Below are 17,704 nucleotides of genomic sequence, written 5' to 3' on the forward strand. Positions count from 1 at the left end.
CGGGACGAGAGTGATACTAAATTCTGTTCGGATAGAACACTTTAAGGTTAGGTAGATCAGAGGTCAGAAGTCAGAGGTCAGAGGTCAGTAAATTGATCACTACCTTTATCAATCGGATTTAGTTTAAGTTTAATAATCATTAAAGTTCAGGTTTCCAGTTTGGCTTATGATAATTGATATAATGATTTGAACAGAGTCAAGACCATGCCAGTCAAAGAAGATATTAGTTCTCTTTTAGAGCCTTTTCAACGTTTTGGCGTAAATCTGGGTTTAACTAGAATTGAAAAACTACTGGCTGCTCTAGGAAATCCGCAAGCTAAAGTACCGATTATTCATGTTGCAGGAACAAATGGCAAGGGATCTGTATGCGCTTATCTGTCTTCGATTTTGACGGAAAGTGGTTATCGAGTCGGACGCTATATTTCCCCTCATTTAGTAAACTGGACTGAAAGGATTTGTCTTAACGAGCAAGAAATAACTATCCCAGCTTTAATTGAGATCCTCCAGGAGGTTACAAAAGCTGTTGACCCTGACTGCCAAAGCCCGACTCAATTTGAAGTGATTACCGCAGCAGCTTGGCTTTATTTTGCTAAATCACAGGTAGACATTGCCGTGATGGAAGTAGGGTTAGGTGGTAGACTGGATGCTACTAACGTTAGCGATCGCACTTTAGTTAGTATTATTACTTCCCTAAGCAAAGAGCATTGGCAGCGTCTTGGTCCTACTGTCGCTGATATTGCTAGAGAAAAAGCAGGGGTGCTTAAAGCAAATTGCCCTGCTGTTGTTGGTCAACTTCCCCCTGAAGCTAAACAGGTGGTAGTGGAAAAAGCGCGAGAATTGAACGCGCCGATCGCTTGGATTAAGCCAGCCCAAGGAATTCATCTATCAGCACAAAATGATGCTCGCTGGGCAGAATACCAAGATATTAAATATCCCTTGCCCCTATTGGGAGAAGTGCAGTTAAGTAATTCGGCGATCGCGATCGCCACGATTAAAATTTTACAGCAGCAGGGTTGGCATATTCCTGAACTAGCGATTCAAACGGGAATGAATAAAACCCGTTGGCTAGGCAGATTACAGTGGACAACCTGGAAAAATCATCCTCTGTTAATTGACGGGGCGCATAATTCTGCTGCTGCGATCGCTCTTAGAAGCTATATTAATACTTTAAACCAGCCTGTCATTTGGGTTATGGGTATGCTAACAACCAAAGACCACGCAGACATATTTGAAGTGCTTTTAAAACCTCAAGACGAACTACATTTAGTTCCCGTACCCGATCATAGTAGTGCTGAACCTGCAAAACTGGCATCAATAGCTCAACAGGTTTGTCCCCATTTAAGTAACTGTAAAACTTACGACAGTGTTTTTTCTGCTTTGGATATAGCAGTTGATTCTGCTAATAACTCCGCAACACAACCCTTAGTTGTTTTGTGCGGATCTTTATATTTAATTGGTTACTTGTTTAAAAACTCAGATATTTCTTAGCAACTGTATTTTTTCAGCTAAATTCAAAAAGACTACCGTGAGCGAGACAGTCCTGAAGAAGACTGTCCAAGAGGAGAAGGCGTTATAGTATTAGACTTTGACTTTTCTTGACTGCTCGGAATTTCTACAGATGGACTGTCTCCTAGCGGACTAGTCAGACTACTACCTGATGCACTATTTTCTAACGGACTAATCAAACTATTTGACGAGCTATTAAAATTATTACTAGAGGATGGCTGACTATAGTTGGGAATCGTTGACTGAGCATTTTCAGCAGCCATGTTTTCTTCAATTGACTTATTTCTCTCAACGCTAGAATTATTATCTTGGAGAGGACTTCCTGGAGAAAGACTCGAACTTCCTGAAGATCTAATAGTTTTGGGTGGATGTGAATACGTACCAGTAGGAATCCCTTCTTTAAAATCATTATTAATTTCTACACTACCACTGCCTGCTGCTGGAGGCGGGGCGGAGATAATCTTCTGCTTGTCTTTTCCATTAGACTTTTCATAAGGATTGTAATCTTTCGCTGTCTTTTGGGAATTTTTCTCGTCTTGGGCAACATTCTCACTATAAAAACTGTTTAAAGCCACTGCTAAAAGTAGAGCAGTTGTAGATAATAAGAGGATACCGATGATAACCAGTCGTCTGCTTGAATTGTTTTTCATTACATTTGACTTTTGTTATACTACAGGTAAAAATCTTGATTAGTTTTCATAGCATTAAGTAATCATAAAATAACCGATTATTTTTAACCAGTCAAGCTTGGTAACTTTCAATCTTTTCGGGAGATAGTTTACGTAAGATAGGAAGAGCGCGATCGCTCAAACCACCAAAATCTTCAACTAAGACTAAATATTTATTAGCATCTAGATAGTCACGATAAGGAACTGTGTCGCTTTTTGTATCCATTGCCCAACCAACGCCACCACCCACAAAAACGCTGCCCATAGCACCACCAATAGCACCTAAAATACCGCCTACTATGTGATTACCTGGATCTCCCGCCCAATCTAAATTGTCTAATCCTGCAATCAGGTTAAACACATATCCACCAATAAAACCAAAAGGAATTAGCCAATATGCCATAAAAGTTGCACGATTCTTAGCTTGCCTCATGGGATCGATAAAGCCAAGCTCATCGGCAGTTTTGTAGCCTCTGCCTGCGATCGCCATTTTATTCAAGGGAATGCCTGCTTTTTCTAACGCTGTATAAGCTTCTTCGGCTTGGAAGCGATCGGATAAAACAGCAATTAGATAGTTCATTAATTAATTCTCGATTAAACCATACGTTAATTAAAATCCTAGCTCACTCAGGTATTACTCTACCGTTTTCGACTAAAAACTATAAATTTCAGGCGCGTGATTTATCTGTAGATATGAATCAGAGACAAAGGATATGCAGATCGAATATGTTTTTCAAAATCTAGACTTGTATGTGAGATTTCTGTAGGTTAGGATTGTGATGTGAGTTACCCAAAGGAAGAAAGATAGTTAGTTCTTTACCCTGTTCTTGTCTCTGTCTAACGGTGAGTTTTCCTCCCAAAGCCTGAAATATATTTTTAGTCACGTCTAGATTAAGGCTGAGACATCCTGTTGCTGGTTGAAAAGCCAGTAATTGCCCCAAAGATTTAAGTGGATTATCAATATTACCTGCTTGGGATAGCACCTGCAATTTAAGCTGATCTCCGGCGGTGGAAACTTTGACATCGATGTGTCCTCCAGTCGGCAGACTACGAGTACAGCTTTCGATTAACCCAGTCAATACCTTGTCTAGCATAGCAGGGTCGCTTACCACTTTTGGTAGTTTTGAGGGGAGGGTAAAATCTAAATCTACGTGACGACGTTTGGCTTTCTCCTGCCAACGGGGAATACTTTGATGAAATACCTGCTCCAAAGAAAACTGTACTAACTGCACTGGTTTAGCAGCGGGAGGAGTGGACTCCAATTCCGCAGCACTAAAAATTAACTCCATGCGTTCTATCTGTTCAGTACATTCGCGATCGATAGTTTGTAACCGCTGCACCACGTTGGGTTTGAAATCCTGCTGACGCTTAAGCAGCAGCTTAGTTAAGGTGCGAATAGTAGTTAGGGGAGTTCTTACTTCATGAGTAAGAGCCTGTAACAGTTCCATTTCGGCATATCTGGTAGTCTTTTTAGATGCCAAGGTGGACTTAATTTTAGCCAGTTCTGAAGCTGCTGGAATATTTTCAGCTTGACGAGTTTTAGCTACTGACAAAGTAGCCGAATCGGGTATGTTGTGCAGCAATTGACGGCTAAAGTTAGTTACTAGGCGATAGCTGGGATTTGGTGGACTAAAGTGCTTCACTAGATTATCTAACTGTTCTAGATAATGAAAGTTAGTTACGACTAAGCGCGATCGCAATGTTGCCCAAACTTCACCGATGGTTATCGGATCGAAAGAAAAATGGAACTTAGTAGCTGACTCCCTATCTTTGCCTAAAACCATAACCAGACCAAAGTTAGCGGTTAGAACTAAACAAAACTGTTCTTGACTAATAGGATCTTGAGGAACTAAAGGCAGCTTAATTACTGATGCAGCATCTTCATTAACTGCTTGATTGGTTTCTACAGAATGACGGCAGGGCATTAAAGCGTTAGTATTGAAAGCATCTTTGGTGAATACCGCCGACTGAAAACAGGTAACTAAATTAGAATTACTTAATAAAGGAACAGGCGCAGAAAAGATTAGTCCCTGCTTTTGATGGGGTAGAGATTTTTGGTTAGAATCAATTTCAGACAGGAGTAGCTTTTCTACTGAAGCGATCGCTCCACTCCACTCTTTTTGAGCTTTTAATTCTGCTAGACGGTTTTTTTCGCTATAGTATCTCTGTCTATTGCTCTCGGTTACTTGTTGAGCATCAGAATTATTATTTATTATACAAGTACCCTCGGCTTGTAATTCCCGATTTAGTACATCACTTAAATTTTGTAGTAACCAGTTTTGCACTTTAATACTTAAACCTCTTCTTGCTTCTCTTATCTTTAGTACCCAAATATAATCTGGGCAAGGCGATACTTTTCTATTTGTTTTGATAGTATCTGTTTTTATAGTCTCTTACCAAGAAGTAAAACCGAACTAAGGAGGTGGCAATCGCCGATATAGTAGAAACCTCGGCGTTGCTGATTTGAGTGAAGAAAATAACGGTAATCCCAAAACTCGTAAGATTAAGTAGATAGAAGACGAGGATAATAATAATTTTGAGCTAAAGGATTTAATAACTTATCCTTTCTTTTCTCTTTCTTCACAGCATTATTCTGGGATTTTGTATCGAATAAATCTTTTTTGATTAGTTTGATCGACTAATTTTTAAATAGATAATTTTCTAACCCTTTAAAAAACGGATCTAGCTGGTAAGGCAAGCCCCGTGGTACTAGCTGAATCTGTTTTAGTTTCGGCTTAGAGAATTTTTGGCGTTGGTGAATCGAGGTATGATTTGGGAATAAAGCGAGCGCTAAAAATGAGAATATTGTTTTATATAAGGAACTGGGACATCCCAAAATCTAAGATAATGAAGAAGTAAACGAATCGAATGCTCTAACATTTTCTTGGATTTGGAATAACAAAGAGTGTCTTGGCAAGCGTTCGCCGTAGGCGCCTTTCGGCGACGCTGGGTCTTGCCGCTTTTTCGATGTAATCGAGCCAGATAATGTCTTAGTCGAGTATTCTCACCTTCAACTAAGCGCCATATAGGTTTTACAAACGATTTGAGCGCCATCTGCAATAAAACCTGGATAAACCTTCCATCCATCGGTTACGTAGAAATAGCACTGCCATTCTTTAACTACCCTCCATCGTGGTTCAAAAGTTTCTGCACTATGATCCCCAAGAACCCAACCTAAAATTCCTGGCTGAAAGTGAGCTACTGCTGTCCAAAGCCATATTTTGTTTTTTTATGACCAACAAAGGTTTCTAATTCGTCCAATTCTCCCACTTGTGGAATTGTTTCTGGATCATAGGCATTTCTGTAAAAGTTCTCCCACTGCGCGAACCCAGTTCATAATAGTGACGTGATGTATTCCTTTTACTTTTCCTATTGCTCTAAAACCCATTCCCTTAACGTACATTATCAAGCATTCTCGTTTTAGTTCGTCCGAATAACCTTTTTGAGTTTGATAACAGTCTAGAAATTGTCTTTGGCACTCAACACAGATCTAGTTTTGTTTGCCTCTTTTCTTTCCGTTTTTATTGATGTGAGTAGATTTACATTCAGGGCATTGCCTGAAAATTTAACTCTCGTTAGTTATTCAATCAGCGAGCGCGAGTTTTTAAATCATACCTTAATTCACCAACGCCTATTTGATTACTTTTTTGGAAGTTTTGGCTGCTTTGTTTTTTTTAATCGCATCGTTAATAATATTTTGAATTTCCTGTTTGGTTAATGCTAATGCCACAACATCTATATTTTTTCCGCCTTGAATAAATCCGTGGTTCAAAGCATATCGGTGAATAATTCTATGTTGAGCCAAAGAGAGATTCTGGGTATAATTCTGATTTATTGCTGGAACTGCTTGATGTTCTCCTGTCTGAGGATCTCGGATGTGAATGACTGAAATATCGTTACGATTATATTTGAACTTAGCCTTTTCTTTGCTTCTAATTTTGTCTCTTCTACGGAAATCCCCTGCTTCATAGCGATCGCGTAATTCTTGCAGGCGATCGCTGTTATAAAATAAGTAATAAAACTCAATTCCTGTTCTACTAATAGTTCTCTCTTCAATATCGCCTAACAAAACCTTCAAAGTTTCGTTAGAACTAGGCAAAGAAACTGGATAAGATTGGACTCCGTGATCCCAAACTGAAGCGCGAGTACTCTTCAATTTAGTATGCGAGCTTTGATTATGTACATCTATCAAGAAGATATGGATGATTTCCTGTAGGTCGTGTAGCGTTACAACTGCTTGCTTTTTGGGATCGTAATCATTTTCTTCCATAAACTTGGCACAGCTTCCTGGAATTTTGCCACTTAACTGTTTCTGAATACTGCCAAAATATCTTTCTACTGTACCTTTATACCAAGGTATCCGAACAGGACAAAACTCTAAATTTACTTTTAGTTCTCTGCAAGCATCTTCTAATGATTTGCCTCGAAAATCCGTACCATTATCGACTTTGAGAGTTTCCATTAACCCAAAAGAAGTCCATTTATTTTTTACAGGTTGATAGGTCGATCTCACGTATTCTTTGGATCTAATACTGTGCAACAAGCAGTACATAACCGAAAGATAGCTAGGGGGATCGAAAGTCAAGTAATAGCCAACTACCGTCTGTGAATACACATCGATTGCAGATGTAAGCCAAGGTAGACCGACTGGTAATCTATGTTCATTATCCAAAACAAAAAAAGGCAACTTACAGTGATCGATTTCTACGACTTCTAAGGGTCTTGTAGGATTCAAACCTTCGCCGACACTTACAGATCGATGAATTAAGTCTGAAGTTTTCTTTCCTAACCTAGCTTTATCTCTCTCTTGTGAGGGAATTTTTTTGATGGTATTACGAATAGCCATATAGTTAGGGATTTTTAACTCTGGCAAATTCAAAGATTGTCTATACTGATTTTCTTCCACAATTAAAACAATCACGCGGTCGTAGGTGTCTTTAATAGAACCTTGATTGCGATTTAGGTATATTTCATCAATTGCTTGTTCTATTATTTGGTTAACTTCTGGCTGTAGTCGAGATTTACGGTTGCCTTTCTTTTTGGTATTTGATACTAAACAATGAATGTTTCCTTCCGATTGCTTATATTTTTTGACCCATTGATAAACCGCATTAAATGAAGGTTTAGGTTTATTTTGAATTTTTTGCGGAATATTTTCATCTAGTTTTATTTGACGATATACTTCTTTAATAATTGGTTCTAATGCTTTTTTAGTAGACTTATTTATGCCTTCTTCCAAGACTTTCTTTACATACTTTTCTTTCCAAATTGCATTGTTTTTTTCTGCTTCACTCAGATCGGGAAAATTAATGTGTTGTTGAGATTTTGCTGTGACGAACTGGAGTTTTCCTTTAAACAAAAGATCTGTAATATCAGTTTCTGACAAGCTAGTTTCCCTTGCTGTGACTACATTACGGATTTTCCAGTCTCCTAAAGATATCCTTTCGATTAATTCATATTCTCGTCCGTGTAGTTCAAACTTCAATCCATCTCGCAGCTTTATTTTAGACATTTAACAATCTCTCCCAATCAATTTTTTCCGAGACTGCTGTAATATCACTGTCTAACTGAATAAGTTGCTTAAGATCTATCTTGACTGAGCAGCAAAAGATTAACTTGAGCAGTACATTACGAGGAATTTTATGGCAGTCAAGAATCTGATAAATACCAGAAAACGAAGTTGGCACTTGAGATCTAACAATTTCTAAACAGTCTCGATATTCATCAATACTAAAATTTTCTCGTGCATATCGATAGAGTAACTTGATATTTGAGAAGATTGGCTCTCGTCGAACTTCCGACTCGCTCAAAGCAACAAATGTCCATCCAGCACCATCGCAAATATTTAACAGTCTCTGGTAGAGTAGCTTGTATCGATCGCCTTCAAGCGTTTTTTTAGATTTAACGTCGATAATTTGTTTCTTATGGCGGCGAATAACTTGAAAATCGGGAACATATTGTTTGAGTTTGCCTGACTCGTAATAATCAAATGAAATAGCTGGCGTTATATAAGATACAACATCTGGATCGAATTCCAGCCAGTACATAAAATCTCTTTTAAGCGCGGAATCATACTAAACACCCGTCTTCATTTTGCAGCTACTAAAATTGCCGACGGTCTGCTTGTATCCGCTATTCCTGCGTAGCTTTCGAGAAACAGCCATAAGATAAGGGTATCTCTTATAATTGATTGTGAGATACCCTTATCTTATGACGTTTTAGCTTATGAGTAAACCGACAAGAATTAAATATCTAAATCATCTAGATTTAACTTGGGTGCGTTGGCTTCGATAAACTCTCGTCTGGGGGCAACACGATCGCCCATCAAGACAGTAAACATTCGATCTGCTTCGGCTGCATCATCAATTTCTACTCGTTTCATAGCGCGGGTTTCAGGATTCATTGTCGTGTCCCAAAGCTGTTGGGGCATCATTTCACCTAGCCCTTTGAATCGCTGAATAGTATAGTTAGCATTGGCGGGAAATTCAGCAATACGCTCTTGTAATTCGCGATCGCTATAGCAGTATTGATGGTTGCGTCCTCGTTCTAGTTTATACAGAGGAGGGCAGGCAATATAAATATAGCCTTGGTCTACTAAGTCCCTTTGATAGCGATAAAAGAACGTCAGCAACAATGTTCTAATGTGCGCCCCATCTACATCAGCATCCGTCATAATTACAATGCGGTGATAGCGCAGTTGAGTTGGATCGAATTCGTCTCCTTTGATGCCTAACCCCAAGGCGGTAATCATTGACTGAATTTCATTATTCTTGTAGATTTTGCTGTCATCAGTCTTTTCGATGTTGATGATTTTACCTCTCAGGGGTAAAATTGCCTGGAATCTTCTATCCCTGCCTTGCTTTGCTGAACCACCCGCAGAATCTCCTTCCACAAGGAAAATTTCTGATTCTTCAGGATCGCGAGTACTACAGTCAGCCAGCTTTCCAGGTAAAGGAGAAGACTCTAAAACAGATTTACGGCGAACTAATTCTCGCGCATGGCGGGCTGCTTCGGCTGCTTTAAAAGACTGAACGGCCTTTTCGATAATGGCATCGCCAACATTAAGATTAAATTCTAGATAGTCGTTTAAAACTTCTCCTACAAGAGAATCAACTATGCCGCGAACTTCTGTATTACCCAGCTTGGTTTTTGTTTGTCCCTCAAACTCAGGATCGGGTACTTTAACCGATACGACTCCAGTTAAACCCTCACGGACATTTTCCCCGCCAAGGTTAGATTCATTTTCTTTAATTTTGTTACGCTTGCGGGCAAAGGTATTCATTGTCCGAGTCAGGACAGTTTTTAAACCCTCTAAATGAGTACCCCCATCAATGGTACGGATATTGTTGGCAAAACCTAATAAATTATCACTATAGGAGTCAATACACCACTGCAAAGCAACTTCTACAGTTACGCCATTTTTCTCTTTATTGACATAAATAATGTCTTGATGCAGAGGATCTTTTTCTAGCGTCATGTATTGGACATATTCTTTGATGCCACCTTCATAACAAAATATATCCTGGCGTATTTCTTCTAGGCGTTGGTCGCTAAAGGTAATTTTAATGCCCGCATTGAGATAAGCTAACTCCTTTAACCGTTTTGCTAGAATATCATATTCAAAAGTGGTTGTTTCACTAAAGATAGTCTCATCAGGAACAAAATGAACTGAAGTTCCTGTGCGCTTAGGCTGGTCTTTATTTGGTTTTACAGCTAACTGTCCTTGAGCTTTTCCTTTTTGATAGCTTTGGAGATAAACTTTTTGATCTCGCCAAACCGTTACCTCTACCAATTTTGATAAAGCGTTAACTACCGATACACCTACCCCGTGTAAACCACCCGAAACCTTATAACCGCTTCCGTCACCACCAAATTTACCCCCAGCGTGCAAAACAGTCATTACTGTTTCTAAAGCTGACTTGCCTGTCTTAGAATGGATGCCCGTGGGAATACCCCGTCCATCATCGGTGACGGTGACTGAACCATCAGGATTAATATCAACTTCTATATGAGTACAAAAACCTGCAAGTGCTTCGTCAATAGAATTATCTACTACCTCGTATACTAAGTGATGCAGTCCTTTTGGTCCTGTCGAACCAATGTACATCCCTGGACGTTTGCGTACTGCCTCCAGACCTTCTAAAACCTGAATTTGATCTGCATCGTAAGTGCTAGCCATGTAGTTTCTCCGAAAAATGCCTGATTAGCTTCGTATTTATTACTTAATGAAAAAACACTCAAAGATTCTAACACAAAAGCTTTAGTGACCGCCTTAAAGCTTTCTGTGATCGTTTTTAACTATAGGCTTAATCCCCGATTTAAAGCTGATATGATTTTGCGATCGCTATTAAGCCACAAATAAAAATTTTAGCTGACTCCTAAATGACAGTTATAAGGGATAGCCAATCAATAGTGCAAAACTAATTTTATTTATATTTGATTTTTTCTTCAATATAGTTTTATTGTACTACAAGGCGATCTGCAAATTAGCTAGATAGTAAAATACAGCTAAGGTAGTTTTTGGGAAAATAGTAATGGGTAGTCGTATTATAAAAGAGGCTTTATTCTTAACAGGATTGGCATCTGCAATATTATTTGCCAATCTAGCCAGATCCCAATCAGTTGATGGCGTAGATAATACAGTTCAAAATTTAAGTCAAACTCTTCAATATAATGATGTTAGACCAGTTAGACAACCAAACTTCTTGATTGATTCGAGTAGTGGCTCGCAGCAGTTTTTTCAACAAGGAAAAAAACAACTTTATTTTTTACCAGAAGAGAAAGCAAAACCAATTTTAAAAATAGACAAGACTGTTAAAGCTGATGGTGTAAATTATGAGGATTTGCAACCTATGCCTAATAAAAAATAAATTTAGCTTAAATTGACAATGACAAAAACATATTTAATTACGGGAACAAATAGAGGCATCGGCTTAGAGTATTGTCGTCAGCTAAAAGAACAAGGACATGAGGTAATTGCTGTATGCAGATCGCCTTCTGAGGAGTTGGAAGCTTTGGAGGTACAGATAGAAAAGGATGTAGATCTTACTTCTGAACAAGCAGTCAATAGTTTAGTTGCAAGACTCAATGGAAAAAAGATTGATGTTTTGATTAATAATGCGGGAATAGTAGAGCGGAACACCTTAGAAGAGCTTGATTTTGATAGTATAAGTCGGCAGTTTGAGATAAATGCGATCGCACCGTTGCAATTTACCAAAGCACTTTTATCTAATTTAGATAATGGCTCAAAAGTTGTTTTGATGACTAGTCGTATGGGTTCAATTGAGGACAATACATCTGGTGGCTCATACGGCTATCGAATGTCCAAGGTAGCTTTATCGATGGCAGGTAAATCTTTATCTCATGATTTAAAGCCTAAAGGTATTGCGGTGGCTATTTTACATCCAGGGTTGGTTAAAACTCGTATGACTAATTTTACCGATTCAGGAATTACCACCGAAACTTCAGTCAAAGGTTTACTGACTCGTATTGAAGAATTAGATCTCAACAATACAGGAACTTTTTGGCATTCCAATGGAGAGATTTTACCTTGGTGATAAGTACCCAGATAATTAAATCTAGCCAAGATTCTGCTTCAACAGATAATTAGAGCGATTCTAACCAGGAGATACAGAATGCCCAGAACCAAGATTGGTAATATTGAAATGTACTATGAGGTTCACGGCAGTGGTGAACCTGTAGTTTTGATTCACGGTTTAAGCATGGATAGCAGCACATGGTTCAACCAAGTTCCTGTACTCTCACAAAAATATCAGGTTATCGTCTTCGATCATCGTGGTGTTGGACAAACTGATGCTCCTAATCAAGATTACTCAACCGAGATGATGGCGGATGATCTTGTCGGCTTATTAAAATTTTTGAAGGTGGATAATGCTCATATTTTGGGCTTTTCAATGGGTGGTATGATTGCCCAGACAATTGCCTTGAAATATCCTAAGTTGGTAAAAAGCTTAGTGTTAAACGCAACAGCCACCCAGTTTCCTGCTAGAGCAAAACATTTAGTTCAGACCTGGATCAGAATGCTCAACGAAAATGTGTCTATAGAAACCTGGATGAGAGACATCTGCTTGTGGGTTTACACAAATGAGTTTTTTGAAGATGACGAAACTGTGACGGATTTAATCAATCTTGCACTCAATAATCCTCATCCACAATCCACTCAAGGTTTTGCAGGACAGGTTGCTGCGCTGATGCAACATGACACGCGATCGCAAGTTAGCCAAATCTCAGTTCCAACTTTGGTGCTGATTGGTAGAGATGAAATCTTTATTCCTCTAAAATATTCAGAAGAACTTGCTGCTAAGATCCCCAAAGCTGAGTTAGTGATATTGGAGCGAGGCGGACATAATAGCTTGATAGAATTTCCCGAGCAGTTCAATCAAGCTGTAATGCAATTTTTAGACGGAGTGGCATAGAGCATAGATTGTAGGAGTAAAATAAATTTAATAGGCTTTTCAGCAATTTCTATAGATTCATTGGCAAATGTTTCCTGAGAAACGTTAACATAAGTTAACAAGGTTAAAATTTAAAAGAGTAATAAAGGCTGGATTTTTAGATGATGCTTGCAGATAGTAATCTGTAACCGTTGGTCAAATCCGATGTTGTCAGTGTATTCAGCTTATAATTATCTAAATAATCTTTAACAAAGAGCAACAAAGCAGAAATCATTAAAATTAAAGTAAAAAGATTCCTAATCTTCAGCGCAGGGAGGCTGTCAGAGTGAGTAAAGATAACAATAAAAAATGGCGCAATGCAGGACTGTATGTTTTGTTAGCCATAGTAGTGGTAGCGTTAGGCACTGCCTTTTTAGATAAGCAACCTCAAACACGTGAAACTTGGGCGTACAGCAAATTAATAGACGAAGTTCAGAGCCATAAAATAGAAACCGTTAAGATTAGTGCAGATCGCACTAAAGCGCAAGTTATTGACCGTGAAGGCACACCTATAACTGTTAACCTACCTAACGATCCTCAATTAATTGATATTTTGAGTGATAACGGTGTTGATATTGCCGTTCTGCCTCAAAGTGATGAAGGATGGTTGTTTAGAGCTTTGAGCAGTCTTTTATTCCCCATATTATTATTAGTTGGATTATTTTTCCTTCTTAGAAGAGCGCAAAGTGGTCCAGGCTCACAAGCCATGAACTTTGGCAAGTCTAAAGCTAGAGTGCAGATGGAGCCAAAAACTCAGGTAACTTTCGGCGATGTAGCTGGTATTGAGCAAGCCAAGCTAGAGCTTACTGAAGTAGTAGACTTTCTCAAAAATGCCGATCGCTTTACCGCTATTGGCGCAAAAATTCCCAAAGGTGTATTACTTGTAGGACCTCCAGGAACAGGTAAAACCTTACTAGCTAAAGCGGTAGCTGGTGAAGCTGGCGTACCTTTCTTTAGTATTTCTGGTTCAGAGTTCGTCGAAATGTTTGTGGGTGTGGGTGCTTCTCGTGTCCGCGACCTGTTTGAGCAAGCTAAAGCTAATGCACCCTGTATCGTCTTTATCGATGAGATTGATGCCGTTGGTCGTCAGCGTGGTGCTGGTTTAGGGGGTGGTAACGATGAGCGCGAACAGACTCTTAACCAACTGCTAACCGAGATGGATGGTTTTGAAGGCAATACAGGCATTATCTTGATTGCTGCTACCAACCGTCCTGATGTATTAGACTCCGCTTTAATGCGTCCAGGTCGCTTTGACCGTCAGGTAGTAGTTGATCGTCCTGACTATGCAGGTCGTCAAGAAATCCTCAACGTTCATGCTCGCGGTAAAACTTTAGCTAAAGACGTAGACCTAAATAAAGTTGCTCGTCGTACCCCTGGCTTTACTGGTGCTGACTTAGCAAATTTACTTAACGAAGCAGCAATTCTAGCGGCTCGTCGCAGTTTAACTGAAATCTCAATGGATGAAGTCAACGACGCAATCGATCGCGTCATGGCAGGACCAGAGAAGAAAAACCGCGTCATGAGCGAAAAACGCAAAGAGTTAGTGGCTTATCATGAGGCTGGTCACGCTTTAGTTGGTGCATTGATGCCTGACTACGATCCTGTACAGAAAATAAGCATTATTCCTCGTGGTCGTGCTGGTGGTTTAACTTGGTTTACCCCTAGTGAAGATCGCATGGAGTCTGGCTTATATTCTCGTTCTTATCTTCAAAACCAAATGGCTGTAGCCCTCGGTGGTCGTCTAGCTGAAGAGATTATCTATGGCGAAGAAGAAGTTACTACTGGTGCTTCTAATGATTTACAGCAGGTAACTAAAGTAGCGCGTCAGATGGTAACTCGTTTTGGAATGAGCGATCGCCTTGGTCCTGTAGCTTTGGGTCGTTCAAACGGTAATGTCTTTATGGGTCGCGATATTGCCTCAGACCGCGATTTCTCCAACGAAACCGCAGCAGCGATCGATGAAGAAGTACGTAACTATGTCGATCAAGCCTATGGTCGTGCTAAAAAGGTCTTGCAAGAAAATCGTCACATTCTTGATCGTTTAGCCGCAATGCTAATTGAGAAAGAAACGGTAGAAGCAGATGAACTACAGGATGTTTTATCCAGTAATGATGTAACAATGGCATCTTTAGCTTAAGTTCAATTTAGTTAACTTGACGAAATTTCTGTAAACACAAAAAGGCTAAAACCTATGCTAGATTGCCGTTCTAAACATTAGTTAACGGCGATCGCTAGCGAAAAACTAATACATTCATGAAATTAAAAATTCCCGCCCTAATTTGCTTCTTCAGCGCATTTTTGGCGGGATTTATTTTTCAATACCCAAATCAAGCGACTAACGTTACTGCAAAGGCTGTAGGGATTATCAGTGAACAGAAAATTAATCAACTCAAACAGTATGACGTAATTTACTTAGGAGAAAATCACGATCGCGCTGAACATCATGCAGCAGAGTTAGAAATTATCACTCAACTCGATCAAGCTCAAGCAAATTCTAAGACAAGACTAGCAATTGGCTTAGAAATGTTTCAGCGTCCTTTTCAACCAATCTTAGATCTTTATTTATCAGGAGAAATTAGCGAGGCTGAGTTAAGAGAGCAAACTGAATACGATACTCGCTGGGGTTTTGACTGGGAATTTTATGCTCCTATTTTACGCTTTGCTCAAGAAAACAAAATCCCCCTAATTGCTCTAAATACTCCCGCAGAAGTTACGCAAAAGGTAGCTGAAACTGGCTTAGATAGCTTAAAAGACGGTAATTTTCGCTATATTCTACCTCTAGCGGAAATTAAGCTGGATAATCAAGAATATCGTCAAAAAATGGCAGAAGTCTATCAAGCACACGCTCAAAATGGACAGGGAAATAGCAGCGATCAAGAAAATTTCTATGCAGCACAAGTATTGTGGGATGAGACCATGGCAGATGCGATCGCTCGTTACTACAACAATCATCCTCAGTCCCAGATAGTTGTCTTAGTTGGCAAAGCTCACGTTATGGATAATTATGCTATTCCTGAGCGTGTAAATAGACGCATCAAAGATAAGTCTTTTAGCCAAACAAGCTTTTTATTAGAAGAATAATTTTTACTTCTTACTAATTGATTTTGGAGACTCATCCCGCCAGAAAACGATGCTGTCATCTAATGGCTTAATTTCAGTCTGGGGATAATAGAAAGCCAAAATTCGCTCTGCTGACCAACCCAGATTTGCCAAATTATAAGAACCATATTGGCTCATACCTACGCCATGACCAAAGCCACCACCAATAAAATCATAAGCCTGTAACTGCTTCTGCTTATTGTAAATGGGCTGAAGATAGAAGAAAGTACTGCGAGGAGGCTCTAAGGCACTGCGAATTTCATTTTTGTGTAGCTCTAGTTTTCCTTTGTCAGTTTCGATAGCCAAAGTCAACATTCTGCCAGAGGGCGATCGCTCTTGAACCTCCATTGATTTAATGGTATTAAAATCAGCGAGAGGATCGCGAGTTTTTTGCAGGTATGTACGCAGATCTTGATTTAAGTCAGCAATGCTTCTGGTTTTGTGCCAGCGAAATACGCCTTCTCTTCCTGTTTCATTAAACCCCTGAGTCATTTTCAGAAAGTGACGAAAGGTTTGTTCATTATTTAAGGGATGTTTTACCAGATCCCAAAGAGGACGAGAGGAATCAATTACAGGCTGAAGGTAGGGACGTTCTGCACCATTCCAGGTGTCTGCAAAACTAGCCGTTACCCCGCCAGTAGTAGAAGAATAAAGAGCATCAATTAGTTCATTTTTGTAGGTAAGAACTAAACCTGCGGTTTGAGCGATCGCTTGGTCACTAATAGGATTAGTATCATTCAAGCCTTTATATACCTGACAGTGGACGGTGGCGCAAAGTTGGTAATCATCTACCTTAAAACGCCGTAGATTACGTAAGGCATAGGTGCGGGCGATAATTGTTTGAGCCGCAACCGCTTGAGCAGGGGCATTTGCACCAATTTCATAGGGAACAACTCCCCGCAGATAAGTTTCTAGGGGAACATGATTAACTAAGCTAAACTCTCCATAAGCGTTAGGTTGAAGCTTGAGACTGCCTCCATAGGTACGAGCAGCCTGAGAATTATCGGTAGTGTTAACCTCAACTAAGTTTTTGCTACTGGTAATTTCTACTTGATCTTGGTTGTATTCTTTTTCACCAATTTTCAAGATAATATCGGGCTTTTTAGATAAGACTTCCGTATCAAGATAGGGACTATCGTAACCATTGGCTTCTAGACTATGAAGCAGCCAGCGACGAACCAAAGGAGTACTGTAAACATCTCGCTTTGCCCAGACTTGCCAGCGTCCAGGTTGAGCCACCTCTACCTCAATCCCCAGTTTCTGCCAAGATTTGGCACTATCTTCAGCAGTTTCAAAGGTAGAGCGATCGCTTAAAATCAGCTTTTCTTCTAATTTAGGTTTAGTCAGAGGGGTAGAATCTACCTTTAACACAACTTCTTTGGTTTCAATCGCCGAAATAGATGCTTGATCGGGAAAACTAACTTTTAATGAATCGCCAGAAGTACTATTGATCTTAACTTTTTGGATTAAAGGATCTCCATCAATCATCGGTTTGGCACCCAAACGCTGAATAATTCCAATTTCGAGATCTAGCTTTTGAGCCTTAGCTTCAGCAGCAATTGTAGACTGTATTCCCCATAGGTTTGATATCCAAAAAACACCTAAAAATACTGTAGCTTTTATCATTTACAACCCTGTTTACTTTTTTTCTACGAATACAGCAAAAAATAATCTTGTACGTAAGGTGGGCAAATTCAGACTTTATTGTGAAGTCCAATTTTTGCTTTGCCCACCCTACACATTCTCTGTACGGGCGAACGGTGAGACAGTTGCGGTGGGTCGAGACCCCCTAAAGGGTTCGTGCCTTTGCTCAACGGGGGGAACCCCCGCAACGCAACTGCTTCACCGCGTCGCCGTTAGGCGCAAGGGAATGCTCGACTTGCGGGTTTCACCGACATAAGCAAACTGAGGAAAGATCCCGCGTCGCCGTCAGAGGTCAGACCCCGCGTCGTCCGAAGGCGCAAGGGAATGCTGACC

General features: G+C 39.8%; 13 protein-coding genes and 1 pseudogene. 6 read left to right on the forward strand and 8 right to left on the reverse strand.

The window, feature by feature from the left end; all coding sequences use genetic code 11:
- Nucleotides 1–204: 204 nt before the first annotated feature.
- Entirely contained in the window at nt 205–1,488 is a 1,284-nt protein-coding gene (locus SLP02_RS20055) for a bifunctional folylpolyglutamate synthase/dihydrofolate synthase (protein ID WP_319422487.1), read from the forward strand.
- 32 nt (nt 1,489–1,520) lie between these two features.
- Here SLP02_RS20055 and SLP02_RS20060 read toward each other — a convergent pair whose 3' ends face one another.
- The 7 genes and pseudogenes from SLP02_RS20060 to gyrB form a co-directional block, all read right to left on the reverse strand.
- Nucleotides 1,521–2,156, reverse strand: coding sequence for a hypothetical protein (locus SLP02_RS20060; RefSeq protein ID WP_319422488.1), 636 nt, complete (start codon nt 2,154–2,156; stop codon nt 1,521–1,523).
- 91 nt (nt 2,157–2,247) lie between these two features.
- Nucleotides 2,248–2,754, reverse strand: a complete 507-nt coding sequence (locus tag SLP02_RS20065) for a hypothetical protein (RefSeq protein ID WP_319422489.1) — start codon at nt 2,752–2,754, stop codon at nt 2,248–2,250.
- A gap of 160 nt (nt 2,755–2,914) precedes the next feature.
- Entirely contained in the window at nt 2,915–4,459 is a 1,545-nt protein-coding gene (locus tag SLP02_RS20070) for a sensor histidine kinase (protein ID WP_319422490.1), read from the reverse strand.
- A 505-nt stretch (nt 4,460–4,964) separates the two neighbouring features.
- Nucleotides 4,965–5,739, reverse strand: a pseudogene (locus SLP02_RS20075) (IS1 family transposase).
- A 66-nt stretch (nt 5,740–5,805) separates the two neighbouring features.
- Nucleotides 5,806–7,686, reverse strand: coding sequence for a DDE-type integrase/transposase/recombinase (locus SLP02_RS20080; protein WP_319422491.1), 1,881 nt, complete (start codon nt 7,684–7,686; stop codon nt 5,806–5,808).
- A complete protein-coding gene (locus SLP02_RS20085) occupies nt 7,679–8,221 on the reverse strand; it encodes a hypothetical protein (protein WP_319422492.1) in 543 nt (180 codons plus the stop codon). The genes SLP02_RS20080 and SLP02_RS20085 overlap by 8 nt, the downstream gene beginning before the upstream one ends.
- Nucleotides 8,222–8,418: 197 nt before the next feature.
- The gene (gyrB, locus tag SLP02_RS20090; RefSeq protein ID WP_319422493.1) at nt 8,419–10,353 is read right to left on the reverse strand and encodes a DNA topoisomerase (ATP-hydrolyzing) subunit B; all 1,935 of its coding nucleotides are present in this window, start codon (nt 10,351–10,353) and stop codon (nt 8,419–8,421) included.
- 355 nt (nt 10,354–10,708) lie between these two features.
- Here gyrB and SLP02_RS20095 point away from each other — a divergent pair, with 355 nt between their 5' ends.
- The 5 genes from SLP02_RS20095 (at nt 10,709) to SLP02_RS20115 (ending at nt 15,709) form a co-directional block, all read left to right on the forward strand.
- A complete protein-coding gene (locus SLP02_RS20095; protein ID WP_319422494.1) occupies nt 10,709–11,044 on the forward strand; it encodes a hypothetical protein in 336 nt (111 codons plus the stop codon).
- Nucleotides 11,045–11,062: 18 nt separating this feature from the next.
- Nucleotides 11,063–11,731, forward strand: coding sequence for an SDR family oxidoreductase (locus tag SLP02_RS20100; RefSeq protein ID WP_319422495.1), 669 nt, complete (start codon nt 11,063–11,065; stop codon nt 11,729–11,731).
- A gap of 78 nt (nt 11,732–11,809) precedes the next feature.
- Nucleotides 11,810–12,610 carry an alpha/beta fold hydrolase gene (locus SLP02_RS20105; RefSeq protein WP_319422496.1) on the forward strand — a complete coding sequence of 267 codons (801 nt, stop codon included), beginning with the start codon at nt 11,810–11,812 and terminating at the stop codon, nt 12,608–12,610.
- A 304-nt stretch (nt 12,611–12,914) separates the two neighbouring features.
- Nucleotides 12,915–14,765 (forward strand): ATP-dependent zinc metalloprotease FtsH3, encoded by a 1,851-nt coding sequence (ftsH3, locus tag SLP02_RS20110; protein WP_319422497.1) that lies wholly within the window; start codon nt 12,915–12,917, stop codon nt 14,763–14,765.
- 116 nt (nt 14,766–14,881) lie between these two features.
- Complete coding sequence (locus SLP02_RS20115; protein WP_319422498.1) at nt 14,882–15,709, forward strand: ChaN family lipoprotein; 828 nt, start codon at nt 14,882–14,884, stop codon at nt 15,707–15,709.
- Between the two features lie 3 nt (nt 15,710–15,712).
- Here SLP02_RS20115 and SLP02_RS20120 read toward each other — a convergent pair whose 3' ends face one another.
- Nucleotides 15,713–17,353 carry a SpoIID/LytB domain-containing protein gene (locus SLP02_RS20120; protein ID WP_319422499.1) on the reverse strand — a complete coding sequence of 547 codons (1,641 nt, stop codon included), beginning with the start codon at nt 17,351–17,353 and terminating at the stop codon, nt 15,713–15,715.
- Between the last annotated feature and the right edge of the window lie 351 nt (nt 17,354–17,704).

The sequence above is a fragment of the Pleurocapsa sp. FMAR1 genome, assembly GCF_963665995.1.
In the GTDB taxonomy this organism is placed as follows: Bacteria; Cyanobacteriota; Cyanobacteriia; order Cyanobacteriales; family Xenococcaceae; genus Waterburya.

Bases quoted from the DNA above. Each gene is read 5' to 3' on its own strand.
- SLP02_RS20055 (WP_319422487.1), top strand. From the start codon at position 205: ATGCCAGTCAAAGAAGATATTAGTTCTCTTTTAGAGCCTTTTCAACGT.
- SLP02_RS20060 (WP_319422488.1), bottom strand. From the start codon at position 2,156: ATGAAAAACAATTCAAGCAGACGACTGGTTATCATCGGTATCCTCTTA.
- SLP02_RS20065 (WP_319422489.1), bottom strand. From the start codon at position 2,754: ATGAACTATCTAATTGCTGTTTTATCCGATCGCTTCCAAGCCGAAGAA.
- SLP02_RS20080 (WP_319422491.1), bottom strand. From the start codon at position 7,686: ATGTCTAAAATAAAGCTGCGAGATGGATTGAAGTTTGAACTACACGGA.
- SLP02_RS20085 (WP_319422492.1), bottom strand. From the start codon at position 8,221: ATGTACTGGCTGGAATTCGATCCAGATGTTGTATCTTATATAACGCCA.
- gyrB (WP_319422493.1), bottom strand. From the start codon at position 10,353: ATGGCTAGCACTTACGATGCAGATCAAATTCAGGTTTTAGAAGGTCTG.
- SLP02_RS20095 (WP_319422494.1), top strand. From the start codon at position 10,709: ATGGGTAGTCGTATTATAAAAGAGGCTTTATTCTTAACAGGATTGGCA.
- SLP02_RS20100 (WP_319422495.1), top strand. From the start codon at position 11,063: ATGACAAAAACATATTTAATTACGGGAACAAATAGAGGCATCGGCTTA.
- SLP02_RS20105 (WP_319422496.1), top strand. From the start codon at position 11,810: ATGCCCAGAACCAAGATTGGTAATATTGAAATGTACTATGAGGTTCAC.
- SLP02_RS20115 (WP_319422498.1), top strand. From the start codon at position 14,882: ATGAAATTAAAAATTCCCGCCCTAATTTGCTTCTTCAGCGCATTTTTG.
- SLP02_RS20120 (WP_319422499.1), bottom strand. From the start codon at position 17,353: ATGATAAAAGCTACAGTATTTTTAGGTGTTTTTTGGATATCAAACCTA.